Consider the following 26,992-nt stretch of genomic DNA (forward strand, 5'->3'; position numbering starts at 1 on the left):
CTGGGAGACCTGACTCCCAGGGCCCGTGCGCGTTCTCAGCCCACCCAGGCCCAGTCCGAGCGCCGGTACGCCGCCCGCAGCCCCGCTCGGCGCATCGCCTCGAAAGCCGCACCGCTCGGTCCAGTTCCGGCCGAGACCCAGTCGCACCCAGCCATGGCCGCGGCCTCGACCTGCACCCGGGTCAGCGCCTCCCGCACCGCAGCCCCCTCGTGGCCGGGTGCACTGGGCCCGCAGTTCAGCAGAGCCTGCCGATCCCGCACCACGAGCCCGGCGGCGGCCACCATCTCCTGCCCGTCCCAGGCCGCGAAGCTGAGGAAGGCCGGGTTGAACACCGCTGCCGTGTAGAGGTCCCGCATCGCCGGAGGCTGGCCGGCAGCCATGATCCGCGACCACTCCTCGACCTCGCCGGGCTCGATCGCCCCGGCCCGCACCCCGCTCGTGCCCAGGTCCAGGTCGTCGATGCGCCCGACGTGCCGCACCCGGACGTCTCGCGGGCGCAGCCCGTGCGCCGAGGCGATGAGGTCCCAGTTGCCCGGCAGTACCGACGGCGCCAGCCCGAGCGTGCCGGACGTGCCCCGATTGGCCTCCCAGATGTCGATCACGTCGCCGATCAGGTCGAACGTGATCGGCTCGGCGAACCCGAGACCCACCGCGCGACTCCAGCGGTCCGACGCGTCCTCACGCATCGACAGCACCACCCCGCCCGCGAACCGGGTGACACTGAGGCCCAGCAAGTCCGAAACCAGCTCGGGCACAGCGCTCGCGAGCTGGTATAGCGCCTCGGCCTCGATCCCCTCAGCCTCGGCCGGCACCGGCGCCGGGCGGTTCACGGCTTGTCCCCCAGCATCGGCTCGTCACCGAGGAGGGCGCGCAGACCCTCGCGGCGTAGCGCCTCGAGCTCGGCCCGCACCCGCTCCCGCCGGCCCCGGCGGTGCAACGCCTCGAGTTCCGCCCGGATCTCGGCCGCAGGAGTGCTCTCGGGTGACGAGAACCGCACTCTCGTGGGGCCCTTGCGCGTGAGCTGAGCGGTGATGTCGGCCAGGGCCGCCTCGCGGTGTTCCGGTTCCATGATCCTTCTCCGTTCCTGGGCGCGGCGCGGAGCCGGCCCGGTAGCAGGATGCCTGGCCGACGTTGACGCGGGATTGTCGATGACAAGCGGTTTTTGAGCATCATCGAGCACGCGCCGGCCGGGGTATCCTGGTCGACGGACCGGCGTGATCGATCAAAAACGGAGTTTTCTCATGCCTTTCGCAGATGCGGCCCAGGCGGCGTTCCGTGCGGGTGACACCGCGGCGGTCACCGGCCTGGCCGAGACCGAACTGCGGCGCAGCACCGCCGACGGCGATCTGGCCGGCCAGGTCGAATCCCGTTACTACCTGGCGCGGGTCGCCCTGCGCGGCGGTGATCTCGTCGCCGCCGGGCGGTTGGCCGAGCTGGCCCTCGCGGTCGCGGCCTCGAGCGGCGACCGCGCCCTCGAGGAGCGCCCCCGGCACGTGCTCGCCGCCGTCAGCCGGATGAGCGGCGACCTGCCCCGCGCCCGTCTGCTCTACGAGCAGAGCATCGCCCTGAACCTGGCCCTGGGTCACGAGCGCACGGTGGCCACCGAGTACTACAACCTGGCGATGTGCGAGCTCGGCCTGGGGGATCTCGAGCGAGCGGCGCAGATCGTCCGGCGGTTCCGGCGCTCGGTGCTCGAGCAGGAGTGGGACGACCTGCTGCCCTACGTCTGCCTGGCCCAGGCGTCACTGGCCTCGGCACAGGGCGACCACGAGAGCGCCGCGCTCATGATCGGGCTCTGCGAAGCCGCTTTCGCCGCACTGGGGCAGGTGCCCGATCCCGACGACGACGCCGAGCTGAAGCGGCTCCGGGCCACGCTCGGGAGGCCGTCCCTGGTCGAGGTGGTCGAGCGCGGAAGGCATCTCGACCCGAGAACTGTCCTCCAGGCGCGTCCCTAGTTCTCAGATCTGGTAGTTGGCCCGGTGCAGGAGGTAGTGGTGCAGCCGGTTCGCGGCGCTCGACCGCTCGTCCGGGCTGTCCGTCGCGGCCAGCAGCTCCCGGGCGTAGGCCCGCACCAGCACCTGCGAGCCGAACCGCCCCGGCGCCGTCTCGCAGAGCAACGACGATTCGGTGAGTTCCCTCAACAGAGACTGGGTCTCGGGCGGTTCCACCCCCAGCAGGCTGGCACAGACCGGCACCGTCACCGTCTCGTCGTCACTGAGGGCCAGCAGCCGGAAGAGCCGGGCCGCCGGTTCGCTCAGCTGCTCGTACGACCAGATGTACAGGCTGCGTGGGTCTTCCGGGCCGCCGTCCCGGGCGAAGGCCTCCAACCGCGAGGGCACCTGGCACAGCTGCGTCATCAGCTCGGCGGGCGCCAGCCCCGGGAAGGCCGAGGCCCGGGCCGCCACCAGGGCCAGCGCCAGAGGCAACCGGCCGCACAGGTTGATGATGTCGTCGAGCACGCAGCTCTCGGCGGGCCCGCCCTCGGGCAGCCGGGCCGCGAGCATCTGCCGGGCGGTCTCGGCCGAAGGCAGTTCGACCGTCAGCAGGCCGGCCCCTTCCACCGCCGCCAGCCCGGGCAGCGGCGGTCGGCTGGTCACCAGCACCAGCCCGTGCGCGGAGTTCGGCACGAGCGGGCGCACCTGCTGGATCGTGCGGGCGTTGTCGAGCAGCACGATCATCTTCTTGCCCGCGGTCAGGCTGCGGTAGAGCGCCACCCGGGCGTCCACCTGCCCGGGCAGGTCGGTGGCCGGGATGCCCAGCGAGAGCAGGATGGTGGCCAGCGCGTCCGGGGTCGGTACCTCGGCCCCCGCGCCGTCGCGCAGGTCGAGGTAGATCTGCCCGTCCTCGTACCCGGCCGAGAGAGTGTGCGCCAGATGCACCGCGAGGGTGGACTTCCCGACGCCGGCCATGCCGCTCATCCCGACGACCACCGGCCCGCCGGTCTCCCGCTGCACCGCGTTCTCCACGAACGCCATCTCGCTCTCGCGGCCCACGAAGACCGGCAGGTCGGGCGGCAGCTGGGCCGGGCGGATCCGGGCGGCCGGGCGCACCGTGTCACCGATCCTGCGCATCGGGGGCAGGGCCCGCACCGGGTCGTCGTGGCGGCGGCCGGTCCCCGGTTCCGCGGCCAGGGCCCGGCTCAGCACCCGCTGGCGGGCGCCGCGCAGTTCCGGCCCGGGCTCGAGGGCGAACTCCTCGTCGAGGCGGGCGCGCACGGCGTCGTACACGGCCAGGGCCTCCACCTTGTGCCCGGCCGCGTCGAGCACCTCGACGAGCTGGGCCTGCAGGGGCTCGTTCAGCGGGTCCCAGGAGGCGATGCGGCGCAGCAGGCTGAGCAGCCCGGCGGGGTCGTTCACCCGCAGGGCGAGCCCGGCGGCCTGGGCGGCGGCGTCGAACAGCTCGCGGTTGATGCTGTCGAACTCGGCTACCTCGAAAGCGGTTTCGGCCAGGTCACCGGCGTAGCGCCCGTTCCACAGGCGCAGGGCGTCCCGGTAGAGCGCCAGGGCGCGCGCGTCGTCGCCGGCTCGGGCGGCGACCTGGGCCCGGCCCACCAGGGCCCGGAAGCGCACCAGGTCGCTCATGCCCGGGTCGTCGGTGAGCTGGTAGCCGCCGCCCTGGCGCACGAGCCACGATCCGCTGTCGCGAGCGGCGACCCGGGGTTCGAGCAGCCGTCGCAGTGAACTCACGTACTTGTGCACGATGTTCACGGCGCTGGCCGGTGGGTTGCCGGCCCAGAGGATCTCGACGATCTCCCGCATGCCGACCTGCTGCCCGGCCCGGGCCATCAGCAGGGCGAACAGGCAGCGCTGCTGACGGGGGCCGAGATCGAGCTCGACGCCGTCGCGCCAGATCCGCACCGGCCCGAGAACCTGGGCGCGCAGTGATGATTCGATGGTCTCTCCGGGGTCCGGGGTGTGGGCGGTTTCGGGGGCTGAGGTGTCAGTGTGCATGTCTCCGCCGCGATTCTTGATGTCCCTAGCACGAAATCGGGCACAGTATGCCCATATTTTCCGAGCCGGAACTCTCTTCCCCGTGATGCTGTGAACTGCGGCACGCGACCACCGGCGTCGTCAGCACACTTTCTTCGCAGGTGCGAGCCCAGATACGCAGAAACTGATCTGTGCGGGAGATGTCAGGCATTCGCCGGGGAGATGCCCGGCCGCCGTTCAGCCGTTCGCGCGTGCGCCCGGCGTCCCGTGGTCGTCGCGCACCCCGAGGTCCCGGGCGAAAGCCGACGCCACCGGTGCCGTCTCGGAGTACGCCGGCAGGATCACCCCGACCCCCGTGGACAGGTGCAGGTTGCTCACCGGGATCTGGCGCACGCCCGGCGTGCGGCCGTTGCCGATGCGGGCCGGCAGCCGCGAGGGCACGAACCCCAGGCCGGTGCCGGTGGCCAGCAGGTCGAGGATCAGCGTCCAGTCGTCGACCTCGGCCAGGACACGGCGCTCGAGCCCGGCGTCGCGGAAGGTCTCGTCGATCAGCTTGCGCGAGGCCCAGGTCGCGGGCACCTCCACGAAGTGCTGGCCCGCCAGGTCGTCGAGCGAGACCTCGAGGGCGTTGGCCAGGGGGTGTCCCGGTCCGCAGGTGAGGGTGAGCTGCTCGGTCACGATCGGGAACATCCGCAGGCGCCCGGCCTTCTCGGGCAGGGCGGCCACCGCGCAGTCGAGTTCCCCGGCCTCCACCATGCGGATCAGCCGGGCCTCGGCGGCGGAGCAGACGCGCACGTCGATGCCGGGGTGGGCGGCCAGGAAGTCGCCGAGGTGGCGGGCCAGGGGAAGCATGTGCTGGGCGCAGCGGGTCAGGCCCAGCCGCAGGCGGCCGCTGAGCACCTCCTGGGTGTCGAGCACGGCCCGGCGCGCGGCGCCGACCGCCTCGATGGCCTGGCGGGCGGGCCCGACCAGCGCCTCACCGGCGGCGGTCAGCCGCAGCGGGCGGGTGCCGCGCACGTAGAGCTCGGCGCCCAGTTCCCGCTCGAGCATCTGGATCGAGTTCGAGAGGCCGGACTGCACGATGCCCTGGCTGCGGGCGGCGGCGGTGATGCTGCGGGTCTTGGCCAGGGCCGAGAAGTGTCTCAGCTGGCGGATTTCCAGGCGCTCAAGCACAGATCAGTCCTAGCGAGGGTAACTCGTCGTCGTCCGGGCGGGCTCGCACCACCGCGACGGTACGCGCGTACTCGCGGACCAGGGAGGGGTACTCGTAGCTCAGGGGCGTCCGCCGGGCGATGAGGCCACGATCGAGCAGACCCTCCAGGAGATCCTGCGCCCGTTTCGGGCCGACGTCGAGCAGGAGGGCCGCGGTGGTGACGGTGAGGCGTCCCCCGTCGGTCAGCGACATCAGGCTGAACGCGCGGGCCAGGTCGGCGGGCAGGCGCCGGCCGGCCCGCTGCAGCTGCCGGGCCGGCGGGGCCGGGGAGTCGGTGCCCGCCCCGGCCAGCACCAGGGCCGTGACCCGTTCCGAGGCCAGCGACCAGTGCGGCCTCTTCTCCAGCACGGCCGCCGCGTAACGGATCGCGAACGGCAGGCCGGAGAGGCGGCCGACCAGGTGCCGGGCGGCCTGCGGGTCGGCGTCGACGCGGTCGGGGCCGAGCAGGTCGCGCAGCAGGTCGAGGGCCTCGTCGGGATGCAGGGCGGGCAGGTCGCACCAGGTCCGCACCCGGCTGTCACGCAGAGGTCGTTGGCTGGTGACCACGACCGCCGACGAACCGGGCTGCCGGGGCAGCAGCGGGGCCAGCTGCTCGGCGTCGTGCGCGTCGTCGAGGACGATCAGGAACCGGCGCTCGCGCAACAGCGCCTGCCAGGCCTCGGCCGGGTCACCGGCCGCCCCACCGCAGATCCCCAGGAGCGAGGAGAGCACGAGTCCCGACGGAACCGGCTCTTCGTCCCGCCCGTGCAGCGAGGCCAGCACCTGACCGTCGGGGTACTGCTCGCGCAGATGGTGGGCCAGCTGCACGGCCAGGGCGGTCTTGCCGGTGCCGGTGAGCCCGGCCAGGCCGACCGCCCCGCCCCCCGGCGTCGTGACCTGGTCGGCGAGGCGGCGGATCAGGTCGGCCCGGCCGATGAAGCCCGGGGTCACCCCGTGCAGCGGGCGTACCGAGGCGAGAACGGCCGGGACGCGCCGCAGGACCGGCGTCACCACGACCGGGCGGCTCTGCAGGATCTCCTGGTGCAGGGTCTGCAGGGCCGGGCCCGGGTCCACCCCGAGCTCCTCGCCCAGCAGGCGGCTGGTGCTGTGGAACAGGCGCAGCGCGTCGGCCGGCCGCCCGGTGCGCAGCAGCCCGAGCATGAGCAGCTCCCGCAACCTCTCGTCGAACGGGTACTCGCCGATCACCGAGGACAGGGTGGCCACCGCCGAGCCGGGCTCGTCCCGGGCCAGGTCGACGCTCGCGCACTGCTCCAGAGCACTCAGCCGCAGCCGCTGCAGACCGGCCCGCTGCTGCTCGGCGAACGGCCCGTCCGCCTCACCCAGCGGGGTTCCCTGCCACTGGGCCAGGCCCAGACGCAGCGACGACGCGGCGGCCGTCAGGTCACCGGCCTGCTGTTCCGCCGCGGCCAGCTGCAGCTGGCGGCGCAGGTACCGGGCGTCCACCGTGTCCTCCCCCGTCAGCAGGCGGTACGTGCCCTGCCGGGCCTCGATCACGTCCGGGTGCCCGGCCTCGGCCAGGATCCGGCGCAGCCGTGAGATGAATGTGCGCACCCCGGGAACCGCCGAGCGGGGAGGCGTCTGCGTCCACAGGGCCTCGACCAGCTCGTCCACCAGCACGCTGCCCCCGTCGCGCAGCAGCAGGACCCCGAGGGTCAGACGGCACTGCGGGGTGCCCAGGTCGAGTTCCTGGGCACCCGACCAGGCCCGGACCGGGCCGAGCACGGAGAACCACAACCCACGGCGCGACGGCATGTCCCGGGCTCCTCTTGTCGGGGCCGCCCGGAGCACCCAGCGATGCGTCCCGGTCGGCCGATGTCTGTCCGCCAACCACACTGGCAACCCCGACTGCATAATCAATTCACAGGCGCTGACCCCGGAGTGAACGCGCGAGCCGCCTCGTACGTACGGCGTTCAGAGCACTCACCCGAAGCTCCAGACGTGGTCGTCGTCGGGGTGGCACGGGTACAGCGTCAGCTTCAGCCCCGCCACCTGGTTGCTGCCGTCGGGGTTGGCCACGTTCAGGCACAGCCCGCTCTTGACGTGCACCAGGTAGAACCCGCTGCCCTGGGCCTGCGCCCGGAACATCTGGTTGTCCCGGGTGCCGAACAGGCAGTTGTGCGTGTTCACCGAGATGCCGGAGCTGACGGTGCCGGAGCCGTTGACGTCGAGGCACCACTGCGACTTCACGTTGCGCAGCAGGAACGAGCCGTCCGGGTCCTTGACGGTCTGGTACTCCTGGTTGTCGCCGCTGCCCGGGGCGCAGGCGCGCTGGCGCACCAGCACGTTCTCGGCGACCGTGCCGGTGCCGTCAAGGTCGGCGCACAGGCCGGTCACCCGGTTCCGCAGCACCCCCACGCTCGTGGTCACGATCGTGGCGGCCGCGGTGGTGCTGGCTTTCGAGCTTGAGGACGCGTCGGTCGCCTTCGTCCCCCCGGTCACCGGGGCATCGTCCCCGGCGGTGGGGCCGGTTCCGGCCGTCTCCTCCGGCCGCGCCTTCGCGCCGCCACCGGCCGGCTGCGCCGCGGGATCCGCGACCGCGGGATCGTCGGCGCGCGAGGGGGTTCCGGACGCGGCGCGCTCGCGGGTGGGACGGACCCCGGTCGGCGTGGGGGACGGTGACCCCGTGGGGGCGACAGCCGCCACGGTGGCGGCCGGCTTCTCCTCGTCGCCGAACGAGCCGGCGATCGCCTGCACACCCTTCACCCCGCCGAACACCAGCGCGGCCACCGCGACCAGGCTGCCGGCCATCACCGCGACGCCCTTGACCCCGCGGGTCGGGAAGCTCAGCGCCGGGATCCGGCCGAGCCGGCCGGTGTTCGAGGAGGCCAGGAAGGCCGCCTGCTGCTCGTCGCGGTCGGGCGCCGGCCATGTCTCCTGCGCGAAGGTGTCGCCCTGCTCCCCCTCGGTCCCGGTTTCCTCGTCCCGTTCGGTCACCTGCAGCAGAACGGTCGCCAGGTCGTCGTCCACGGCCGGAACCTGCGCCTCGTCCCTTCCGTCGTCGTCCTGCGCCCGCGGGTCGGGGCTCACGTCAGTGGGTTTCACGTCTCTTCTCCAAGGACCACGATGAGGTCGTCTCGAAAACCGGCTGCGCGCAGCCGGTCGTCGGTGATCTGCGGGTCGGGCACGCCGGCACTCCTCGACGGTGAAGGGGACGCAAGGAGACCGGGAACCGGCCGGAGGGATGCAGCTCGCTCCGGCTTGACTCCGGACCCTCCGGCCGGGCCGGACCCGACATGACAGCACGCCCGCCCACCCGTCGGCACCCTGACGGCGGCGATCTGGCCGGAAGGGCAGACCTGTCGTCCCTGCCGGAGCCCCAGCAGCCCCGTCACCCAGGTGGTCGACGCGATCTCGTCCTGGGCCGATGTGCACGGCCGACGTCGATGTCGATCCGGATGCCGACCGGAAAGGGCGCGGTGAACGGATGCGAACCGTCCGGCGTAGTTCCGTTCGAGGCGCGTGGTTGCGACTGCCTCACCGACCTTCTCGCCCCTGCCCCTCGAAGGATGACGCATGTCCGGCCGAAAGCCCGTGCGACGGTGACGACCGTCGTGATCGAGGCGCCCGACCAGCTCAGTGAGTACGCGGTCGCCACCCTGCTCAAACCCGATTCGGCGATCCGCGTCCTGCCCGCCGCCCAGCGAACCCGGGCCGACGTCCTGGTGATCGTGGCGTCCAGCCTGACCGACGTGCTGAAGAGGCGGGGCGAGGCGTTGCGGCGGCCCTGCGTCCTGATTCTCGAGGAGGCCGACGGCGATCCGGGCGCGGACCCGGCCGGGGTGCTGCTGCGCTCCGAGGCCACCCCGGAACTGCTCGCCGCCCGGATCCGGCAGGCGGCCCGGGGCGCCGGGCGCGTGCGCGTGGCGAGCGCGGGGGCGGGGGCGGGCCCGGCCCTGGACGAACGGGAGAGGACGATCCTGCGGATGCTCGCCGAGGGCCTCGAGGTTCCCGAGATCGCCACCCGGATGAACTATTCGGAGGGCAACGTCAAGCGGATCCTCAGCCTGCTGATGAACCGCCTGGGGCTGAGCAACCGCTGGCAGGCGGTGGCCTACGCCTTCCGCGCCGACCTCATCTGACCAGCAATCGCGCGTCAACCGGTGTCCCCGATCGTGACAGCGTGCCCACCCACCGCCCCGGCGACGACTTCGCCCACGCCCTGATCACCGAGCACCGCCCGTTCCTGCACGTCTACGTGCGTAACCTGATGCGCGGTGACCAGTCCCGCGTGGACGACGTGGTGCAGGAGACCATTGCCCGGGCCTGGCAGCACCGGGGCCGGATCCCGGCCGGGGCGGTGCGGCCGTGGCTGTTCCGGGTGGCCCGCAACCAGGTCGTGGACCTGTGGCGCCGCCGCCCGCCGCTGCCGGTCGAGTCGTTCGAGGCCCAGACCTACGACACGGCCGACACCCACCAGGAGGACGCGTTCGAGCGGGTCCTGCAGGACCACGACACCGTCGCCCTGCTGAGGGGACTGTCCCGCAACCATCAGGAGGTGCTGGTGCACCTGTACTGCCTCGATCACTCGCAGACGCAGACCGCCCGTGCCCTCGGCCTGGCCGAGGGCACGGTGAAGTCCCGCGCCCACTACGCGATCGGGCGGCTGCGCTCGCAACGGGAACCGGCTTCCTCCGGTCTGAACGGGCGGGCAGCCCGGATCCACTCGCAGTCCAGCCCGCGCTGATGCACTGGACGTGCCCGGGCGGTCAGGCGCCGGGGTGCGCCCGGGGTCCCTCCCCCGGGCGCTTCAAAGAGTCACGTGTACCGGTCCGCAAGGAGAATTCCCATGCTCACCTTCGAAACCTCCGTCTTCGAAAGGGAGTACATCACCCTGGCCGACGGCCGGGAGGCCATCGTGCGCGGTGGCCGTCACCTCTTCGACCGGCTGCCGAGCGCCTTCGAGGGCGTCAACCAGATCGCCGTGATCGGCTGGGGCCCGCAGGGTTCCGCGCAGGCCCAGAACCTGCGCGACTCCCTGGCCGGGAAGCTGAAGGTGGTCGTGGGCCTGCGCGCCGGCTCCGGCTCGCGCGAGGCCGCCCGCGCGGCCGGTTTCACCGAGGAGAACGGCACCCTCGGCGAGATGTTCGAGGTGATCGCCGCGTCCGACCTGGTGCTGCTGCTGATCTCCGACGCCGCCCAGGTCGAGCTGCACGAGCAGATCTTCGCGGCGCTGCGCCCGGGCGCGACCCTCGGTCTCTCGCACGGCTTCCTGCTCGGCTTCCTCGACCAGCAGGGCGCCCGGTTCCCCGAGAACATCGACGTCATCGCCGTGTGCCCCAAGGGCATGGGCGCCTCGGTGCGGGCCCTGTACCTCCAGGGCGCGCAGACCAACGGGGCCGGGATCAACGCCAGTTTCGCGATCGAGCAGGACGTCAGCGGCCGCGCCACCGAACGGGCCCTGGGCTGGTCGATCGGCCTCGGTGCGCCCTACACCTTCCAGACCACGCTGCGCTCGGAGTACCTGTCCGACCTGACCGGCGAGCGCGCCATCCTGCTCGGCGGGGTGCACGGCATCGTCGAGAGCCTGTACCGGCGTTTCCGAGAGCAGGGCCTGGACGAGACCGAGGCGTACCGTCACTCGGTCGACTGCGTCACCGGCCCGATCTCGCGGACGGTCTCGAAGGAGGGGCTGCTGGGTCTGTACCGGCGGTTCGACGGTGAGGAGCGCACCGCTTTCCGGCGTGCGTACGCGGCGGCCTACCCGGTGGGCCTGGAGCTGGTGCACGAGATCTACGACGAGGTCGCCTCGGGCAACGAGATCCGCAGCGTGATCCTGGCCGGTGAGCGGCTGAAGCGCTTCGGGATGGGCACGATCGACGGCTCCCCGATGTGGAAGGCCGGTGAGGTGGCCCGCGGCACCCGCGACGACGAGAAGCTGGTTCTCGACCCGGGCACCGCCGGTATCTTCTGCGGCGTGATGATGGCGCAGATCGACACGTTCTTCGAGAAGGGGCACCCGTACTCGGAGATCGCGAACGAGTCGGTGATCGAGGCCACCGACTCGCTGAACCCGTACATGCACGCCCGGGGCGTGGCGTTCATGGTGGACAACTGCTCCACCACGGCCCGGCTGGGCTCGCGCAAGTGGGCGCCCCGGTTCGACTACCTGCTCACACAGGTGGCCTACCCGGCACTGGAGGACCCGCGGGCCGACCTCGACCTCGGCCTGCTCACGGCGTTCGAGGAGCACCCGGTGCACGAGGTGCTGCGGGTCTGCGCGCAGATGCGCCCGTCCGTCGACATCTTCGTCGAGTGAGCACCGGGATGAACCCGCGCGGCGAGGAGTTCGCCGATCTGCTCCGGCGTAGTCACGTGGCTACGGTGGGACGTCCGCTCGCGCCGGAGGGGCTCTCCCGGGGAGAACTCCCGGTCTGGCTCTACGTCGCGCCGTTCGCCCTGCTGGCGCACGAGTTCTCGGACGACCCGGTCTTCGTCTACGCGAACCTGCAGGCGCAGAAGCTGTTCGAGTACGACTGGGACGAGTTCACCGGCCTGCCCTCGCGGCTGTCGGCCGGTCCGGAAGACCGGTCGGCCCGGGCGGCGCTGCTTCAGGGGGTGGCCGAGAACGGGTTCACCGACGACTACCGGGGTCTGCGGGTGGCCCGTTCGGGGCGGCAGTTCTGGATCGAGCAGGTCACGGTCTGGAATGTTCCCGACACCGGGGGTGAGCCTTTCGGTCAGGCCGCCCTGATCCGCCGGTGGCAGGACGCCTGATTTCGACGGAGGACGCGCCGGACCGGGTTTCGCACGCCGGGTCCGGTGAGCGGGGTGGTTCCGCAGATCCCCCGGGACCGCCCTGACGACGGCGGTGGGTGCGCGCGAGGATCTCGGGCCACCCACCGCCCACTCACGGTCGGCTGCCCGTTCGACCAGTGCCTGAAGAGGACGGATCCGCCCGGCGATCACCGATCCCCGATGGATCTATGCTCCCCCCATGTCCACAGGAGCCCAAGAGCCACCGACGGAGTACTGGTTCCAGCTCCTGGGCCCGCTGCGATTCTGGCGTGCCGGCGTGGAGATGGAGACCGGTCCCCGCCAGCAGCGTTGTCTGCTGGCTCTGCTGCTGGCGCGCGCCGGGCAGCCCGTCAGCGTGAGCGAGATGGTCGACGTGCTGTGGGGTGACGAGCCCACGGCCAGTGCCGTGAACGTCATCCACCGTTACATCGGGGCCCTGCGCCGCCTGGTCGAACCCGATCTGGCCGCGCGGGAGCAGAGTTCCTGGCTGGTCCGTCACGGCAACAGCTACCGCCTCACCGCCGGCCCGGAGGCCAGCGACGTGGTGGCGTTCCGCGACCTGGTCGAGCGCGCCCGGGCCCTGAGCCGCGATCACGACTACGCGCAGTCGCTGGAGCTCTACCAGAAGGCGATCGAGCTGTGGTCCGGCCCGTGCGCCACCGACCTGGCCGACTCCGGCCCGGCCACCGCGGTGTTCTCCTCGCTCAACCGCCAGCTCTTCGAGGTGGCGATGGAGGCCGCCGACCTGGCGATGCGGCTGGGGATGGCCGACCGGCTGCTGTCCCCGCTGCGCCGGGCGGCCTCGTGGGACCAGCTGAACGAGCCCCTGCACGCGCGGCTCATGACCCTGCTGCACGAGGCCGGGCACCGGGCCGAGGCCTTCGCCGTCTACGACACGCTGCGCACCCGGCTGGACGAGGAGCTGGGCCTGGAGCCGGGCCCGGAGTGCCGCGCGGTGCAGCAGCGTCTGCTGGCCGTCGCCCCGGTCACCGCCGAGCCGGATACCGATCGGCGTGAGTCCACCTACGACGAGGTCTACAACCCGCCGGCGTCGGTGGTGGTGCGCCCTGCGCAGCTGCCGCCCGACCTTCCGGTCTTCGTCGGGCGGGAGGACGAGACCGACGTCGTCACCGGACTGCTGCAGCGTCGACGCGAGGAGCCCCAGGCCGCTCCGCTGGTGGTCGCGCTGAGCGGGATGGGTGGCGTGGGCAAGTCCACGTTCGCCGTGCACCTGGCCCACCTGCTGGCCCCGGAGCACGCCGACGGTCAGCTCTACCTCGACCTGCGCGGTTCCGGCGACGGTGAGCAGAGCGTCTCCACCGGTGAGGCACTCACCCTCCTGCTGCACTCGCTCGGGGTACCGGCGGCGTCGGTGCCGGAGCAGGTGGCGGCCCAGGTGGGCATGTACCGCAGCCTGAGCGTGGGCAAGCGGATGATCGTGCTGCTCGACAACGCGCACGCGGTGCAGCAGGTGCGGCCCCTGGTGCCGAACTCGGCCCACAGCCTGGTGCTCGTCACCAGCCGCACCCCGCTGGCCGGGCTGGCGGCGGTGGAGGGCGCGCGGCTCCTGCTCATGGATCTGCCCACGGTGGAGGCCGCCCGCGAGATCCTGCTGGCCCGGCTGCCCCTGACCGGGCAGAGCCCCGACCCGGCGGTCGTGGACGACATCGTCGAGCTGTGTGGCCGGCTCCCGCTGGCACTGGCCCTGGTCGCCGCCCAGATGGCCGCCCGGCCGTGGTTCTCGCTGCGGGCCGTGGCCGACGGGCTGCGCGACGCGCCCCGCCTCGAGGCGTTCGGGCACGACGAGTCCAACAACGACCCGCGCAGTGTCTTCGCCTGGTCGTACCGGCATCTCGGCGAGGAGGCGGCCCGGCTCTTCCGCTACCTGTCGATCCGGATCGGCCCGGCCATCTCCGACGCGGCCTGCGCCAGCCTGCTCGGCACCGACCTGGCCACCACCCGCGGCCTGCTGCACGAGCTCACCGGCTCGGCCCTGATCCTCGAGATCGAGCCCGGCCGCTACAGCTCGCACATCCTGGTGAGGGCGTACGCCGAGGAGCTGTTCCTGGCGATCGACAGCCCGGCCGAACGGCAGGAGGCCGGTACCCGGCTGCTGCACCACTACCAGCACAGCAGTTTCGCGGCCCACGTCGCGGTGCGGCCGCACCTGCGTCCGGTGCCGCCCCTGGGCCTGGCCCGCTCGGTGACTCCCGAGACCCCGGCGAACTTCCACGTGGCCATGGCCTGGTTCGTGACCGAGCGGCCGGTGCTGGTCGAGGCCGTGACCCGGGCCACCGACCGCCGTTTCGGGGTGGAGCCCTGGCGTCTGGCCCTGACCCTGCAGCAGTACTTCCAGCGCGGCGCCTTCTTCCAGGACTGGATGAACGTCATGTCGACGGCCCTGCAGGCCGCCCGGCGGGACGAGGACCGCGAGGGGCAGGCCTACTCGCTGCGGAGCTTGGCCGGGGCCTACTTCTTCTTCGGGCGCTACCAGGAGGCTCTCGACCTGCTGGAGGAGGCCGGTCAGCTGTTCACCGCCCTGCGGCGCCCGGAGGAGCTCGGATACGTCCACACCAACCGCGGTGACGTGCTGGTCAAGCTCAAGCGGCACGAGGAGGCCCTCGCCGAGTACCAGCAGGCCCACCGCCAGTTCGTGACCTCGGGCAACGTGATGCGCGAGGTCCGCGCGATGTCGGAGGTCGGCCACACCCTGGCCCTGCTCGGCGACAACGAGGAGGCCGAGGTGCAGCTGCGCAGTGCCCTGGCCCGCAACGACGAGGTCGGGAACCTGGAGCAGGAGGGGCAGATCCGGGTCTACATCGGGCGTCTGCAGACCGGCCTGAAGGACTACCGCTCCGCGATCAAGGAGCTGGAGGACGCGGTCCTGGTGCTGAACCGGGTCGGTCACCGCACGCTCGAGTTCGACGCGTTGCTGATGATCATCGAATCCTGGCTCGCCCTCGAAGATCACGAGAGCGCCTGGAAGACCTGGCACACCGCGCACGAACTGGCCCGGACGTTCCAGAACGGTGGGACGCTCCAGACGACCGAGCGTCTGGAGCGTCTCAGGCCTCCCGAGAATCCGGAAGTGGGCTGACCACAGGCCTACTGGAAGCTGCAGCCCGGGTTCGCCGCGTCCTCCGACAGCGGCGAACCGGTCGGCAGCACGTACAGGACCTCGAGCACGACCGGCGTACGGCCGCGGTTGATCCCGATGTGCACCTGGTCCGACCCGGCGGGCTCACGGATCACGCTGCCCTTGCGGTAGACCCCGTCCGAGGCGCACGTGTCGTCGAAGTGACTCAGCGTGCCCTGCTTGACCTTTCCGAAGAGCTGGCCGTCGTGGTAATGCCAGCCGGTGGCCTGCCCCGGCGGGATCGTGATCTCGCGCAGCACGAGATCGGTCTTTCCCACGGTCGTGGAGGAGATGATCTTGCCGACCACCCCCGGCCCGGCCGGCGTGGCCTGGGCGGCGCCCGCGGCACCCATCGTGAACGCGGCCGCGGCGGTGGCCGCCAGCCCGGCCCGCAGGGCCTTCTTCTTCGTCGACATCTCTTTCCCCTCAGTCATTCACACTCATTCACACAACGATCACCAGTCGGCGAGCTTCACGTCGCACCTCCTCGTCCTCGGCTACGACATCCATTGAAGACGCCCCAACTGGAGGGGGAGTGAACGCGCGATTCCCCCGGGGGCCGCCGGCCGGGAAGTCGTTGTCCACTGGGGGCTGCGAGATTCGTCGTACGTACCCGGACGCGAGGAGTCACGGCATGCCCAGCCCGCTCTCGGGGCGCGAGTTCCCGGCCCTCCTGGCCGCCGAAACCCTGTCGGTGGTGGGCGATCAGCTCTCCCGGGTGGCGCTGGCCCTGCTGGTGTTCGAGCGCACCCGCTCGGCCGGGCTCAGCGGCCTGACCTACGCCCTGACCTACCTGCCCACCGTGGCCGGGGCGCTGACGCTCTCGCAGCTGGCCGACCGCCGGCCCCGGCGCCAGGTGTCCGTGGCCATCGACACCACGCGGGCCCTGATCATGCTGACGATGGCCCTGCCCGGCCTGTCGCTGCCGGTGCTGTGCGCCTGCGTGGCCCTCTCGTCGTTCCTCAGCGGCCCCTACGCGGCGACCCGTCTGGCCCTGCTGCGCGACGTGCTCCCGCAGGAACGCTTCGGCGCCGGAATGGCCGTGCGGCAATCGCTCTCGCAGGGCGGCCAGCTCCTCGGGTTCTGCGCCGGAGGTGTGCTGGCGAGCACGGTGGGGCCGAGCCGCTGCCTGCTCGTGGACGCCGTCACCTTCGCCGCAGCGGCCGTCATCGTGCGCGTGTCGGTACGCGCGCGCCCGGCCGCCCTCTCCACCTCCGGCGATGGGGGCACCGCCGGCACCTTCGCGATGATCTGGCACTCCCCCGCCCTGCGCGCCATCTTCCTGTCCACCGGGATGGGACTCTTCCTCACCGCTCCCAAGGCCCTGGCCGCGCCGCTGGTGTTCGACCTGGACCTGGGCACCGCGTGGGTGGGTGTCTTCATGGCGTCCGAGGGTCTGTTCTCGGTCGCCGCCCTGGCCCTCTTCGCCCGGTACGTGGACGCGAGCCGGTACGGCCGGCTCTTCCCGGCCGCGTGCCTGGTGCCGGCCCTCCCCCTCCTGGCCACCGGCGTCCTCCATCAACCCCTGCTCGTGGTGACGGTTTTCGGCCTGAGCGGCGCCGCCTGGTCGGTGCTGACCGTGCTGGCCGCGTCGTCGTTCGCCGACCTGCTGCCCAACGACCAGCGCGGACGCGGCATGGGCATCGCCGCCTCGATGAACGCGACCGCCCAGGGCGCCGGGGCGTTCCTGGCCGGCTTGGTCGCCGAGCGGGTGGGAGCAGGGCCGGCCGTCGCCGTACTGGCCCTGGCCGGAGGCCTGTTCGCCCTGCTCCCCGCCGTCACCTCGATCCGCCTGGCTCAGGCGCCGGTGCTCACGCGGCCGTGACGCCGGCCTTCCCGGACAGCCAGGTCAGCGACGCGTCCGCGATCTCGCCCCAGCCGTTGTCCAGCGCCAGCGAGTGGCCCCGGTCGGGGAACTGCTGCAGCTCGGTCACCGCCGACGAGGCCGCGTACTGCTTGAACGTGCCGCGGGTGACCACGTCCGGCACCGTGTGGTCCTGACCACCCGAAATGATGAGCAGCGGGCCCCGATCGGCGTTCGCCGTGTTCACCGCGGCCGGGGAGTTGCGCGAGAAGTTCGCGAACGCCGCCTCGAACAGCGGGCGCCCGGGCGAGGGGATGGCCCACTTCTCGAATAGCTCGTCCGACTCGGCCTCGCTCACCGCGTTGCCGAACCCGTAACGGAACTGCGACCTGGTCAGCGCCACCGAGCGCTTGCGGTTGGCCGGGTTGCCCAGCACCGGCGAGCCGGAGCGCAGCTGGGCCAGCGGCAGCGCCTTCACGCCCTTGATCTGGGCCGGGTCGATGGCCACCCCGGCGCGACCCAGGCCGAGCCCGAGCAGCTTCTGCACGAACAGCCCGCCGAACGAGTGCCCGACCAGCACCGGCGCGCTGGGCAGTTGGTCGATGATCGCCGTGTAGTGGGCGGTGACGTCGTCGATACCGATCCCCGCGACCGCCTCGGGGTTGGCGCGGGCCTCGGCGACGGTGGCCGGCTCGTTCGGCCAGCCCGGCAGCACCGGGTCGTAGCCGTGCTCGGCGAACCGGTCGGCCCAGGCCTGCCAGGACGTGGCGTGCAGCCACAGACCGTGGATGAAGACGACCGGAACTCGGGTGGTGGTCATGGGGATCCTTCCCTCAGTGCGGTAGGGCGATTCGGGGGGTGACGCCATCGTCGGGTGCGGCCGGTCACGAACGGACGGCCAAATGCGGGATCAGACCGCAGATGGCGCGGGCGACCGACCGTCACGCGCATCGTGCACCCCGCCTGTTGATTTTCAGTGGTTGCCGACGCGCGCCTCGTGACGGCGCACAGGCCGTCAGTGCGAATCAAGACGTCATGCAGTGCCTGTTCATTGCTGCCTGGTTCCATCACCTCGGTCCAACCGCGCACACCGAGGAGCCCGACTCTTGGCCAACACCAACACTCTCGTCCGACGACTCGCCGCCCTGGCCGCGGCCGCCCTGGCCACGACGGCCGTCGCGGTCGGCGGCGCCTCCGAGGCCTCGGCCGCCGCCAACCCGTACAACCAGATCAGGTTCTGCGCCCAGGGCGACTACTGGGCGCAGGCGGTCATCTACAAGGACACCGCGGGCAGCAACCTCTGGGTCCGCACACCCAAGATCAAGCCGGGTACCTGCTGGGACACGATCCTGAACACGCAGGGCGTCCGCGTGCGGTTCAACGTCGGGGGCACCGCGACCCAGACCTCCACCGCCGGGCGCTACATCGGCTACGGCTTCTGGAACAGCACAGTCCCCATCGCCCTGGGCGCCGAGGGCACGTTCACCGGCACCGTCAGGCTGGTCGAGTACAAGTGAGAAAAGGGCGGCCGGCTTCCCTCGGGAACCCGGCCGCCCCTGGCACGGCGATCAGCAGGCGGCGCTGATGTCCTCGTTCATGTTGATGGTGTAGCCCTTGCCGTCGCTGCCGGCACCGTCCCAGAACCCCGTCACCTGCACCAGTGAGGCCATTCTCGAATTGCCACTCACACCGAAGTGCCAGCCCGCCTGGGCACTCGGCCACTGGGCCAGGTTGTAGAAGAACACCGCCGACCCGCTGTTGTTGATGATTGACGAGGTGTGGTTGTCAGCGGCCACACCGTTGTTGAACCAGTTGTCGCCCAGGTACTTCTCGCACCCGTTCTCCAGCGTCATCATGCCGCCCGTGTAGTTGGCGTTCTCGAAGAGACACACCTGGCCGGACTTGCAGTCGGAGGCCGCCGCCTGAGCGGTGGCCGGGCTGATCAGGGCCGTCACGGCCACGGACGCCACCGCTGCCGAGGCGGCCAGCGTGGCTCGCATTGCAAATCGCACGAACGATCCTTCCGTCGGAACTCCAGGGCGCGCAGTACGTTAGGGAGGGACGCTGGACGGCGGATGGACGAATTCTTGACCTCCACGTGCCCGGAAGCCGCAGTACCGTAACCGTGCCGTGCCCTGACGCACCCGAGGAGCCCCACCCCCGTGACCCGACCGTCCGAAATCCTTCCTCCGCGCATCGATCTCGCCGAGCTCGACCACCGCATCACCGCCTGGTGGAAGGCCAACGACGTGTTCGCGCGGAGCCTGGCCCGCACCGCCGACGGCCCGGCGTGGGTGTTCTACGAGGGCCCACCCACCGCGAACGGCGCCCCCGGCACCCACCACGTCGAGGCCCGCGTCTTCAAGGACGTCCTCCCCCGCTTCAAGACCATGAAGGGATACTCGGTGCCCCGCCGGGCCGGCTGGGACTGCCACGGCCTGCCCGTCGAACTCGCGGTGGAGAAGGAGCTGGGGCTGACCGGCAAGCCCGACGTCGAGAGGGTCGGCGTCGCGTTCTTCAACGAGCGCTGCCGGGAGTCGGTGCTGCGTCACGTCGGGGAGTTCGAGAAACTCACCGACCGGATGGGCTACTGGATCGACCTCGAGAACGCCTACGAGACGATGTCCCCCGAGTACGTCGACTCGGTGTGGTGGTCGCTCGCGAAGATCCACGCCGACGGGCGGCTCACCGAGGACTTCCGGGTCACCCCGTACTGCCCGCGCGACCAGACCACGCTCTCCGACCACGAGGTGGCCCAGGGGTACGAGACCGTCACCGACCCCTCGGTGTTCGTGCGCTTCCGGCTCCAGGCCCCGCTGCGGGGGCAGCGGGACGTCGATCTCCTGGTGTGGACGACCACCCCGTGGACGCTGGTGGCCAACACGGCGGTCGCGGTCAACCCGGAGATCACCTACGTGCTGGCGCGCACCCCGCTGGGCACCTTCGTCGTCGCCGAACCGCTGCTCGACGTGCTCCACGACGCCGAACCCGAGGTGCTGGCCCGAATTCCCGGGTCCGACCTGGCCGGGCTGCGCTACCACCGGCCGTTCGACCTCGTCGACATCCCCGACGCCCACATCGTGGTGCTCGCCGACTACGTCACCACCGCCGACGGCACCGGTCTGGTCCATCAGGCGCCCGCCTTCGGCGCCGACGACCTCAGCGTCAGCCGGGCCCACAACCTGCCCGTCGTCAACCCGGTCGGGCGCGACGGCCGTTTCCACGACGACGTGCCCCTGGTCGGCGGCCTGTTCTTCAAGGACGCCGACGCCGTCGTGATCCGCGACCTCACCGACCGCGACCTCCTGCTGCGCGTGCAGCATTTCGAGCACCCGTACCCCCACTGCTGGCGCTGCCACACCCCGCTCATGTACTACGCGCAGCCGTCGTGGTACATCCGCACCACCCGCGTGCGTGACGCCCTGCTGCGCGAGAACGAGTCCACGACCTGGCATCCGGAGCACATCAAGCACGGCCGCTACGGCGACTGGCTCGAGAACAACATCGACTGGGCGGTGTCGCGCTCACGCTACTGGGGCACACCGCTGCCCCTGTGGCGCTGCGCCAATCAGCACGTCACCGCGATCGGCTCACGCCGGGAGCTGGGCGCACTGACCGGTCGCGACCTCTCCGGCCTCGACCCGCACCGCCCGTTCATCGACGAGATCACCCTCGCCTGCCCCGACTGCGGCGAGATCTCCACCCGGGTGCCCGACGTGATCGACGCCTGGTACGACTCCGGCGCCATGCCCTTCGCCTCGATCGGCTACCCACACGTGGAGGGCAGCGCCGAACTCTTCGAGAGAACTTTTCCCGCGCAGTACATCTGCGAGGCCATCGACCAGACCCGCGGCTGGTTCTACACCCTGATGGCCGTCGGCACGCTGGTGTTCGACCGCTCGCCCTACGAGAACGTCGTCTGCCTGGGCCACATCATGGCCGAGGACGGACGCAAGATGAGCAAGCACCTGGGCAACATCCTCGCGCCGATCCCGCTGATGGACGCGCACGGCGCCGACGCCCTGCGCTGGTTCATGGCCTGCTCCGGCTCCCCCTGGTCGGCGCGGCGGGTGGGCAGCGGCCCGCTCGAGGAGATCGTGCGCAAGGTCCTGATGACCTACTGGAACACCGCGTCGTTCTTCACCCTCCACGCTCACCGGGCCGGCGGGCCCCGGGCCGGTGAGCGTCCACCGCTCGACCGCTGGATCCTCGGCGAGGTGCACCTGCTGGCCGATGCCGTCGACGACCGCCTGGAGAACTACGACACCGCCGGCGCGGGGCGACTGCTGGCCCAGTTCGTCGACGACCTGTCCAACTGGTACGTGCGACGCAACCGGCAGCGCTTCGCCCAGGGGGATCCCGACGCCCTGGAAACGCTTTTCGAGTGCCTGGAGGTGCTCACCCGGCTGCTCGCGCCGATCGTGCCGTTCATCACCGAGGAGGTGTGGCAGAAGGTCGTGCGCCCGCGGCGTCCGCAGTCCGCCGAGTCGGTGCACCTGTCCACCTGGCCGGTGCCCGATCTGAGCCTCCTCGACCCGGAACTGCAGGCCCAGGTGAGGATCACGCGGGTGCTGGCCGAAACCGGCCGGGCGGCCCGCAAGACCGGGAAGATCCGGGTGCGCCAGCCCCTGGCCCGGGCCCTGGCCGGCGTACCGGCCGCGATCTCACCGGCGCTGCTCGACGACGTGGCCGACGAGCTGAACGTCAGAGAGCTGCTTCTCCTGCACGAGGCGGACGCCGTGGTCGACCATGCGGTCAAGCCCAGTTTCCGGCACCTCGGGCGGCGTTTCGGGCAACGGACGCCTCTGGTCGCCCGGGCGATCCAGGCACAGGACCCCGGCCGGCTGGCGGCGCAGATGCGCGCCGCCGGTACGGCGACGGTGCCCGTGGACGGCGTGCCCGTGACCATCGGCCCGGAGGATGTGGTGATCACCGAGGTCCCCCGCACCGGCTGGGTGGTGGAGTCGCAGCGCGGCGTGACCCTGGCGCTGGACATCCGGCTCACGCCCGAACTGGAGGCCGAGGGGGTCGCGCGCGACGTGGTGCGCCTGATCCAGCAGGCGCGCCGCGACACCGGTCTCGAGGTCACGGACACCATCTCGGTCACCGTCGGGGCACCGACCCCGGTGCTCGACGCCGTGCGGGCCCACGACGACTTCGTGCGCGGTGAGACCCTGGCGGTGCAGCTGGATCTGAGGGACGAAGAGGCGGAGCCGATCCGGGTGGACGTGGAGAGGGCGACCGGAAATCTGTGAAGCTGCTGTCCAGTGCTCATGCAGTACGGCCACCTAACGTCGGGTTGCATGAGCACTTCCACAGCAGCGAGGCGATGGGTCACCGGTGCGGTCCTCGTCCTGGCCGCCGGCACCCTCTCCCTGTCCACGTCCACCCCGGCCTCGGCCGCCACCACCGAAGGCCCGGTGGACGAGGTCGTCTCGGCCCCGGCCCCGGTGTTCCCCTCCCGTGCGGGTGAGCGTCGCGACCAGGCCGCTCTGGACCGCAACGGCGGCGACCGGCGCGTGCTGGACTACTGGACCCCCGAGCGCATGAAGAACGCGACCCCGGTCCGGACCCCGCGGCTCCCCGCCCGCGAGGCCGCCCGGATCGGGAGGCCGGCGGCCGACGCCGGCCCGGAGGTCGTGCTCTCCGAGCCCGTGTCCCCCGAACCGTCGCCGACCGGTCGGGCCGCACCGCCCGTCACCAATTTCTCGCCCGTGAACGGAAAGATCTTCTACCGCAACGCCAAGGACGGAAAGGACTACATCTGCTCGGGTTCGGCCGTCAACAGCGGCTCGAAGCGGGTCGTGTCCACGGCCGGGCACTGCATGCACGCCGGGCCGGGCGGCACCTGGCACCAGAACTGGGTCTTCGTGCCCGGGTACAAGAACGGGAGCCGGCCCTACGGCACGTTCTCGGCCAAGACTTTCCAGACGCTGTCCGACTGGGTGACCTACGGAGTTACCCCCCGGGGCCTCAATTCGGACGTCGCCTTCGTCAGCACCTACCTGAACGCCGGTGGCCAGAAGCTGGTGGACGCGGTCGGCGGGCACGGCATCGTGACCGGCGGCAGCGAGTACGCCTTCGACGTCAGCATCTTCGGCTACCCGGGGAACATCAGCAGCGGAAACGTCATGCAGGCCTGCTACGGGAGCACCGGGCCACGCACGGATTCGGGGTACACGTTCTCGACCATCTACGGCTGCAACTTCGGCGGTGGGGCCTCCGGTGGGGCGTGGCTGAAGAGCTACAGCAACGCCGAGGGCTGGGGCTATCTCAAGACCATCACATCGTGGGGCCCCGTGGGCAGCACCGCGCACAGCAACGGCCCGTTCTTCGGCGGCAGCGTGAACTCCCTGTTCCAGGCGGTCAACGCCGACAACTGAGCCGGGCGGGCCCGAGAAGGCCCGCCCGGCGGACTCTTCCGTGACGTCAGGCAATGAGACGTCAACGTCCCCGGCGCATCCTTCGGGTATGAGCTGGAACGACCATGCCGATGGGGAACCCCGGGAGACCGGGCGCGGCCTGAAGACGCAGGAATACGGCTCCTGGGCCGACATCGATTCCGTCACCCGATCGTCGCAGGACCCCCAGACCCGCGCGACTGCCCCGAAAAGGCGGCGCCGGAGGCTCCAGGACCAGCCCGGACACCAGTTCCGCGGACGAGGGCGCCCGGCACGCCGCGGTTTCCGCCTCACCACCCGCCAGAGCGTGGCCCTGGTGGCTCTTCTCGCCAGCCTGACGCTGATCGTGGTGGGCACCGTGCGCCAGTCGCAGCACGAGAGGCAGACCCCGCAGGCCGGGACGGTCTCGGCGGCCGGGCAGTCCGACGCCCTGCAGCGTCCGCTCGACGGCCGTCTGGGCCTGTTCAGCGGCACCGACCTGAAGGCCACGCAGACGTTCGAGAAGTGGCTGGGCCGGGATCTCACGTTCGCCACGGTGTTCGGTGAGCGCGCCACCTGGAGCGACATCGCCGACCCGGGCCGGAACGTGACCATGTGGAAGGACAGTGGCTACCGGATCGTGATGGCGGTGCCCATGCTCCCGGACACGATGGCCGCCACGAAGGTCGCCGCGATGGAGCAGGGGGCCCAGGGCAAGTTCAACGACCAGTTCGTGCAGCTGGCCGAGACCCTGGTCGAGAACGGCCAGAGCAAGGCCGTTCTGCGCGTCGGCTGGGAGTTCAACCTGAAGTCGTGGACCTGGGGCATCGACGACCCGGGCACGTTCATCGCGTTCTACCGGCAGATCGTCGACGCGATGCGCTCGGTGGACGGCCAGCAGTTCGAGTTCGACTGGAACCCGAACAACGGCTTCAACCCCTACGACGCCAAGGACTACTACCCCGGCGGCGAATACGTGGACTACGTCGGTGTGGACGTGTACGACCTGCACAGCGGCATCTACCCCTACCCGCGGAACTGTGACGACTCGTGCCGGGAGGACCTGCAGAGCCGGGCCTGGAAGGAGAACATCTACGGCGGGCCGCGGGGTCTGGAGTTCTGGACGAACTTCGCCAAGCAGCAGGGAAAACCGGTTTCACTGCCCGAGTGGGGGCTGTGGGACGTCTACGCCGACCACTCCGGTGGCGCCGACAACCCGCAGTTCATCAAGTACATGCACGACTACATCACCTGGGCACCGAACAACGTGGCCTACGCCGACTACTTCAACCTCAACTCCGAGTACGGCGAGCACAGCCTGACCACGTCGTTCCCGGACAGCCGCAAGCAGTTCCTCAAGCTGTTCGGCGGGTAGGCTCTCGGGACGGCCCGGAACCCGGGCCGTCCCAATCCGTCTCAGCCGATCTTGCGGGACAGGAAGTCGCGGATCAGCGGGAACACCTCGTCGGGGCGGTCTTCGAGCAGGAAGTGGCCGCTGTCGAACAGGTGGAACTCGAGGTCGTCGAGGTCGCGCTTGTAGGGGTGGGCGCCGGCGCCGGGGAAGATGGTGTCGTGCTCGCCCCACACCAGCAGCGTCGGCGGCTGCTTCGTGCGCAGCCACTCCTGGACGGCGGGGTACAGCGGCGGGTTGGTGCCGTAGTCGAGGAAGTAGTCGAACTGGATCTCGTCGTTGCCCGGCCGGTCGAGCAGGGCCTGGTCGATCACCCAGTTGTCGGGTGAGATCCGCGAGAGGTGCGCCATCGCGTCGGTGTACTGGAACCTGGTGAGATCCAGTGTGACCAGACGGCGCAGGGCCTCCCGGTTCTCCGGCGTGCGGTCGCCCCAGTACCGCTTGATCGGCGCCCAGAAGTCGTTGTCGAGCCCTTCGTCGTAGGCGTTGCCGTTCTGCACGACCAGCGCGGTGATCGCGTCCGGATCGGCCAGGGCCAGACGCCACGCGGTCGGTGCGCCGTAGTCGAAAACGTTCACGGCGTAACGGGTCACGCCGAGCCTGGTCAGCAGCTTCTGCACGTACAGGGCCGCGTTGTCGAACGTGTAGTCGAACTGCGTGTGGTCGGGCGCCGCGCTCTGGCCGTACCCCGGCAGGTCGGGCGCGATGACGTGAAACTTGTCGGCCAGGAACGGGATCAGGTTGCGGAACATGTGCGACGAGGTGGGGAAGCCGTGCAGCAGAAGCACGACCGGGGCGTCGGCCGGCCCCGCCTCGCGATAGAAGAGCTCGAAGCCGTCGAGGTTCTCGGTCTTGTACTGGATGACGGGGACAGACACGGACACACTCCGGAATCGGGGGTCGGTAATGATTTCGACCATAACCGGGCCTCCGAAAGGGCGACAACCCCCGCCCCCGTGAAAAGTATTCATCCACAAGGAATCAACTACCTGTCAACGTCCCTGATTCAGGCTCCTGCCATATCGGTCAACGGTCGAGGGAGATCCAGTGAGTACAGCAACCGTTCGCAATGTGGTTCTGGTGCACGGCGCGTTCGTCGACGGCTCCGGCTGGCGCGACGTGCACGACCAGCTCGTGGCCGAGGGTTTTGCCGTGCACATCGTGCAGAACCCCACCGAGTCCCTGGACGGTGACGTCGCCGCCACCCAGTACGTGCTCGACCGGCTCGACGGCCCGGCCGTTCTGGTGGGCCACTCCTACGGCGGCGTCGTGATCACCGTGGCCGGTCACCACGAGAAGGTGGCGTCGCTCGTCTACGTCGCCGCGTTCGCCCCCGACAAGGCCGAGTCGGTCGCCGCCCTGATCGGGACGCCCCCGGCCGACAGCCCGATCCAGGGCCCGGACGAGGGCTACCTGAGCATCGACAAGGCCCGTTTCCCGGCCGCTTTCGGGGCCGACCTGCCCGCCGAGCAGGCCCGCTTCCTGGCGAACTCGCAGGTGCCGTGGGGCGTCGCGGCCCTGACCGGCACCGTGACCGACCCGGCCTGGCGGGTGAAGCCGAGCTGGTACCTGGTGGCCTCCGACGACCAGACCATCCCGCCGGACGCGCAGCGCGGTATGGCGGCCCGGGCCGGCGCCACCACGAGCGAGGTGGCCGCGAGTCACGCCGCCTACATCTCCCGGCCCGGTCACGTGGTCGAGCTGGTCAGGGCGGCCGCCGGCGCGTGACGTCACTCGTTCTCCCGTAGTGCTGAAGTCCAGGGCCGTGGGTTCACCGCCGCCCCAGCGGCCGGCCCGGCCCCCGCGCATCGAAAGGTCACGCATGAAACTCGTCGGTCGGATCGCCGCCGTCGTCTCCGCCGTGGTGCTGTCCGGCACCGCTTCGGTCCTCGTCTCCTCGCAGGCGCAGGCCGATACCCTGTGCCCGGAGGGGTACATGTGCATGTACGAGAAGGCCAACTACGGTGGGGGCCGGTACATCCTGCCCCGGCTCGCCAGCGGCGCCCCGTGCGACGCGGACTTCCGCGGCAAGAAGTTCGACAACGGCAACGCGCTGGACAATCACGTGTCGTCGTTCCGCAACCTCACCCCGTGGGCGGTCACGCTGTCGACCGGACCGGGCACCAGTTCGCCCGTCACCAGGGTGATCTCGGCTCGGCAGCAGGCGCCAGGGCTGGATCCGCTGCCGGCGGAGGGCTCCCTGATCCCGGCGGTCTACCTGGACGACTTCCTCTCCAGCGCCTGCTGAGCACGGCATCCCCGAAGGAGCGGGGGACGGACCTCAAAGGCCCGTTCACCGCTCCTTTCTCGTTCCCCAGCAGTGAACAATTTCTCCACAGGCGTTGCCTAGTCTCGGGATTCCGGGCCCCCTTTCCGGGCCCCTT

At 70.9% G+C, this 26,992-nt stretch carries 23 protein-coding genes; 13 read left to right on the forward strand and 10 right to left on the reverse strand.

Going from position 1 to position 26,992, the window contains the following annotated elements; all coding sequences use genetic code 11:
• Positions 1-35 precede the first annotated feature (35 nt).
• Both J2S57_RS33405 and J2S57_RS33410 read right to left on the reverse strand, forming a co-directional pair.
• On the reverse strand, positions 36-830 hold the full coding sequence (locus J2S57_RS33405; protein WP_307250251.1) for a hypothetical protein: 795 nt from the start codon (positions 828-830) through the stop codon (positions 36-38).
• A complete protein-coding gene (locus J2S57_RS33410) occupies positions 827-1,069 on the reverse strand; it encodes a hypothetical protein (RefSeq protein WP_307250253.1) in 243 nt (80 codons plus the stop codon). The genes J2S57_RS33405 and J2S57_RS33410 overlap by 4 nt, the downstream gene beginning before the upstream one ends.
• A 172-nt stretch (positions 1,070-1,241) precedes the next feature.
• Here J2S57_RS33410 and J2S57_RS33415 point away from each other — a divergent pair, with 172 nt between their 5' ends.
• Positions 1,242-1,955, forward strand: coding sequence for a hypothetical protein (locus tag J2S57_RS33415; protein WP_307250255.1), 714 nt, complete (start codon positions 1,242-1,244; stop codon positions 1,953-1,955).
• Between the two features lie 3 nt (positions 1,956-1,958).
• On the opposite strand, the gene J2S57_RS33420 is transcribed toward J2S57_RS33415, so the two are convergent.
• The 4 genes from J2S57_RS33420 to J2S57_RS33435 all read right to left on the reverse strand — a co-directional run bounded on the left by J2S57_RS33420 (position 1,959) and on the right by J2S57_RS33435 (position 8,184).
• Complete coding sequence (locus J2S57_RS33420) at positions 1,959-3,950, reverse strand: AfsR/SARP family transcriptional regulator (protein ID WP_307250257.1); 1,992 nt, start codon at positions 3,948-3,950, stop codon at positions 1,959-1,961.
• A gap of 216 nt (positions 3,951-4,166) precedes the next feature.
• Positions 4,167-5,102, reverse strand: a complete 936-nt coding sequence (locus J2S57_RS33425; RefSeq protein ID WP_307250259.1) for a LysR family transcriptional regulator — start codon at positions 5,100-5,102, stop codon at positions 4,167-4,169.
• Entirely contained in the window at positions 5,095-6,894 is a 1,800-nt protein-coding gene (locus tag J2S57_RS33430; RefSeq protein ID WP_307250261.1) for an AfsR/SARP family transcriptional regulator, read from the reverse strand. The genes J2S57_RS33425 and J2S57_RS33430 overlap by 8 nt, the downstream gene beginning before the upstream one ends.
• 168 nt (positions 6,895-7,062) lie before the next feature.
• Positions 7,063-8,184 carry an RICIN domain-containing protein gene (locus J2S57_RS33435; protein WP_307250263.1) on the reverse strand — a complete coding sequence of 374 codons (1,122 nt, stop codon included), beginning with the start codon at positions 8,182-8,184 and terminating at the stop codon, positions 7,063-7,065.
• Positions 8,185-8,681: 497 nt separating this feature from the next.
• Here J2S57_RS33435 and J2S57_RS33440 point away from each other — a divergent pair, with 497 nt between their 5' ends.
• From J2S57_RS33440 to J2S57_RS33460, 5 genes are all read left to right on the forward strand, one after another.
• Positions 8,682-9,221 (forward strand): helix-turn-helix transcriptional regulator, encoded by a 540-nt coding sequence (locus tag J2S57_RS33440; RefSeq protein WP_307250265.1) that lies wholly within the window; start codon positions 8,682-8,684, stop codon positions 9,219-9,221.
• Positions 9,222-9,262: 41 nt separating this feature from the next.
• Positions 9,263-9,826: a sigma-70 family RNA polymerase sigma factor gene (locus J2S57_RS33445; protein WP_307250267.1), complete on the forward strand. Its 564-nt coding sequence runs from the start codon at positions 9,263-9,265 to the stop codon at positions 9,824-9,826.
• 102 nt (positions 9,827-9,928) lie between these two features.
• Entirely contained in the window at positions 9,929-11,398 is a 1,470-nt protein-coding gene (locus J2S57_RS33450) for a hypothetical protein (protein ID WP_307250269.1), read from the forward strand.
• Positions 11,395-11,856 carry an MEKHLA domain-containing protein gene (locus J2S57_RS33455; protein ID WP_307250271.1) on the forward strand — a complete coding sequence of 154 codons (462 nt, stop codon included), beginning with the start codon at positions 11,395-11,397 and terminating at the stop codon, positions 11,854-11,856. The genes J2S57_RS33450 and J2S57_RS33455 overlap by 4 nt, the downstream gene beginning before the upstream one ends.
• A 220-nt stretch (positions 11,857-12,076) precedes the next feature.
• Positions 12,077-14,974: an AfsR/SARP family transcriptional regulator gene (locus tag J2S57_RS33460; RefSeq protein ID WP_307250273.1), complete on the forward strand. Its 2,898-nt coding sequence runs from the start codon at positions 12,077-12,079 to the stop codon at positions 14,972-14,974.
• An 8-nt stretch (positions 14,975-14,982) separates the two neighbouring features.
• On the opposite strand, the gene J2S57_RS33465 is transcribed toward J2S57_RS33460, so the two are convergent.
• Positions 14,983-15,447, reverse strand: a complete 465-nt coding sequence (locus J2S57_RS33465; RefSeq protein ID WP_307250275.1) for a cupin domain-containing protein — start codon at positions 15,445-15,447, stop codon at positions 14,983-14,985.
• Positions 15,448-15,647: 200 nt separating this feature from the next.
• Here J2S57_RS33465 and J2S57_RS33470 point away from each other — a divergent pair, with 200 nt between their 5' ends.
• Positions 15,648-16,838 (forward strand): MFS transporter, encoded by a 1,191-nt coding sequence (locus J2S57_RS33470; protein ID WP_307250277.1) that lies wholly within the window; start codon positions 15,648-15,650, stop codon positions 16,836-16,838.
• On the opposite strand, the gene J2S57_RS33475 is transcribed toward J2S57_RS33470, so the two are convergent.
• Positions 16,825-17,637 (reverse strand): alpha/beta hydrolase, encoded by an 813-nt coding sequence (locus J2S57_RS33475; protein ID WP_307250279.1) that lies wholly within the window; start codon positions 17,635-17,637, stop codon positions 16,825-16,827. The genes J2S57_RS33470 and J2S57_RS33475 overlap by 14 nt on opposite strands.
• Positions 17,638-17,923: 286 nt before the next feature.
• Here J2S57_RS33475 and J2S57_RS33480 point away from each other — a divergent pair, with 286 nt between their 5' ends.
• The gene (locus J2S57_RS33480) at positions 17,924-18,334 is read left to right on the forward strand and encodes a hypothetical protein (RefSeq protein ID WP_307250281.1); all 411 of its coding nucleotides are present in this window, start codon (positions 17,924-17,926) and stop codon (positions 18,332-18,334) included.
• Positions 18,335-18,385: 51 nt separating this feature from the next.
• On the opposite strand, the gene J2S57_RS33485 is transcribed toward J2S57_RS33480, so the two are convergent.
• Positions 18,386-18,829 carry a peptidase inhibitor family I36 protein gene (locus tag J2S57_RS33485; protein ID WP_307250283.1) on the reverse strand — a complete coding sequence of 148 codons (444 nt, stop codon included), beginning with the start codon at positions 18,827-18,829 and terminating at the stop codon, positions 18,386-18,388.
• 150 nt (positions 18,830-18,979) lie between these two features.
• On the opposite strand from J2S57_RS33485, the gene ileS reads away from it, so the two are divergent.
• The 3 genes from ileS (at position 18,980) to J2S57_RS33500 (ending at position 24,572) form a co-directional block, all read left to right on the forward strand.
• The gene (gene ileS / locus J2S57_RS33490; RefSeq protein WP_307250285.1) at positions 18,980-22,072 is read left to right on the forward strand and encodes an isoleucine--tRNA ligase; all 3,093 of its coding nucleotides are present in this window, start codon (positions 18,980-18,982) and stop codon (positions 22,070-22,072) included.
• A 48-nt stretch (positions 22,073-22,120) separates the two neighbouring features.
• The gene (locus tag J2S57_RS33495) at positions 22,121-23,200 is read left to right on the forward strand and encodes a trypsin-like serine peptidase (RefSeq protein WP_307250287.1); all 1,080 of its coding nucleotides are present in this window, start codon (positions 22,121-22,123) and stop codon (positions 23,198-23,200) included.
• A gap of 88 nt (positions 23,201-23,288) precedes the next feature.
• Positions 23,289-24,572, forward strand: a complete 1,284-nt coding sequence (locus J2S57_RS33500) for a glycoside hydrolase family 26 protein (RefSeq protein ID WP_307250289.1) — start codon at positions 23,289-23,291, stop codon at positions 24,570-24,572.
• Between the two features lie 41 nt (positions 24,573-24,613).
• Here J2S57_RS33500 and J2S57_RS33505 read toward each other — a convergent pair whose 3' ends face one another.
• Positions 24,614-25,528, reverse strand: a complete 915-nt coding sequence (locus J2S57_RS33505; RefSeq protein WP_370882528.1) for an alpha/beta fold hydrolase — start codon at positions 25,526-25,528, stop codon at positions 24,614-24,616.
• A 127-nt stretch (positions 25,529-25,655) separates the two neighbouring features.
• Between J2S57_RS33505 and J2S57_RS33510 the strand changes: the two genes are divergently transcribed.
• Together J2S57_RS33510 and J2S57_RS33515 are read left to right on the forward strand one after the other, a co-directional pair.
• On the forward strand, positions 25,656-26,336 hold the full coding sequence (locus J2S57_RS33510) for an alpha/beta fold hydrolase (protein WP_307250293.1): 681 nt from the start codon (positions 25,656-25,658) through the stop codon (positions 26,334-26,336).
• A 94-nt stretch (positions 26,337-26,430) separates the two neighbouring features.
• Positions 26,431-26,856, forward strand: a complete 426-nt coding sequence (locus tag J2S57_RS33515; protein ID WP_307250295.1) for a peptidase inhibitor family I36 protein — start codon at positions 26,431-26,433, stop codon at positions 26,854-26,856.
• Positions 26,857-26,992 lie beyond the last annotated feature (136 nt).

It is taken from the genome of Kineosporia succinea, from assembly GCF_030811555.1.
Lineage (GTDB): Bacteria > Actinomycetota > Actinomycetes > Actinomycetales > Kineosporiaceae > Kineosporia > Kineosporia succinea.